Origin of the sequence: Citrobacter sp. wls826 (assembly GCF_005281245.1) — a bacterium.
Lineage (GTDB): Bacteria > Pseudomonadota > Gammaproteobacteria > Enterobacterales > Enterobacteriaceae > Citrobacter > Citrobacter braakii.
The window spans coordinates 88282-89592 of the sequence record NZ_SZWS01000061.1 but is presented as its reverse complement, the minus strand read 5'-3'; the positions used below and the strand labels follow the sequence as shown (position 1 = coordinate 89592).

At 57.4% G+C, this 1311-nt stretch carries 1 protein-coding gene; it reads right to left on the bottom strand.

Annotated elements, in window-relative coordinates:
* Nucleotides 1–1311 (bottom strand): family 78 glycoside hydrolase catalytic domain (locus tag FDW87_RS22975; RefSeq protein WP_252363253.1); only part of this gene is annotated, 1311 nt, incomplete at both ends.

Below are 1311 nucleotides of genomic sequence, written 5' to 3'. Positions count from 1 at the left end.
GGCGGGCCAGCGTCTGTTTATCGCCGTACATCAGGTACAGCGTCCACGGGTTAATCACCGCCGCATCGGCCCAGGCGGCGGCGGAATGGGTGCGCCCGTGGGATAAAAAGCGGTCGTTGTCGCATTTGCCGGTGAGGATATCGGGGATGACGTGCGGCACACCGCCCTCCGGCGTTTGGTCGTGCTGAAGATCGGTCAGCCATTTGGCAAAAAAAGTGCGCGTCTGCATCAGATAACTGGCGGTGCGGCAGAAAATTTGCGCATCGCCCGTCCATCCCAGACGTTCATCGCGCTGCGGGCAGTCGGTTGGGATATCGACGAAATTGCCCTTAAGCCCCCACATGATGTTGTGATGCAGTTGGTTGAGATCCGCATTTGAGGTTTCAATGTGACCCGTCGGCGTCATCGCGGAATGCAGCACAACCGCGACAAAATCATCCCGCGTCGGCGTGCCAGGCCAACGTTCAATCAGCACATAACGGAAACCCTGAAAGGTAAAATGCGGGTGAAAACATTCTTCACCCTCGCCGCGTAAGGTGTAATCAATGCACTGTTTGGCGGTGCGCAGGTTCGCCAGATAAACATTGCCTTCGGCATCCAGCACTTCAAAATGGCGCAGCACCACGCGCTCACCTGCCGCACCGCGCACCCGAAACTCCACCCAGCCGCTGAGATTCTGGCCAAAATCAAGCACCGTCTCACCTTTTGGCGTCGTGATGATTGAGCACGGCGCAAGCCGTTCTATTTCTTGTACCGGGCAGGCCGTTTGCGGTTGCAGCACCGAAGTCTCTGCCGCAAGCGTCGTCACCGCGCGCCAATGCCCGGCGCTAAACGCAGGCTCGCTCCAGCCACGCTGCTCCCGACGTGCGTCATACACTTCGCCATCATAAATTTCAGCAAACAAAATGGCGTCATCGCTGCCCTGCCAGTGTGCATCCGTGGCGATTATCCGCTGGCTACCATCGCGGAGCGTCACCACCATATGGCAAATAAACCCCGTCTGCTGGCCGTAATAGTTGCGATAGCGGTTGAAGCTCATATCCCCTTTATACCAACCCGCCCCCACCATCGCGCCAATCACGTTTTCGCCTTCTCGCAGGTGCTCGGTCACATCCCAGGTTTGATACAACAGATGGTGGTGGTAGCTCGTCCAGCCGGGCGATAACTCATCACGCCCGACTTTTTCGCCGTTGATCCACAGTTGGTACAGCCCCAGCGCGCTGGCATGTACCACCGCCGAAACAATGTCATCACCGTCGGGCAAACTGAACGCATGGCGCAACAACGTGCCTTTTGAGTTGTCTTTATCCT